General features: G+C 50.6%; 1 protein-coding gene. It reads right to left on the bottom strand.

The features are described 5' to 3' along the window. Positions 1–164, bottom strand: a 164-nt coding sequence (locus tag RHSP_RS33385) for a transposase (RefSeq protein ID WP_157385311.1), incomplete at its 3' end; no start/stop codon positions are given. Positions 165–243 lie beyond the last annotated feature (79 nt).

Here is a 243-nt window from a genome sequence, read left to right as displayed (position 1 = left end):
TAACAGGCTGGGCAGTCCTGCCAGCGGCAGCCAGACTTCAATACATGGATGATGCCACTGATCACGCGGCGGTCGTTGGTGCGGTGCGCTCCGGGTTGGTTCGTCGGTAACAGCGGTTCAATCGCTGCCCATTGATAATCATCCAGCCAGAATTCCCCTGCCATGATCCAATCTCCTTCAAACAAGTACATTGAATCAAAAAGGCAAAATATAATCAACAAGGTGATTGGGTTTTCACCCTAG

It is taken from the genome of Rhizobium freirei PRF 81 (assembly GCF_000359745.1).
Lineage (GTDB): Bacteria > Pseudomonadota > Alphaproteobacteria > Rhizobiales > Rhizobiaceae > Rhizobium > Rhizobium freirei.
Note: the sequence above shows the minus strand (reverse complement) of the source record. Positions and strands in the feature narration are given on the sequence as shown.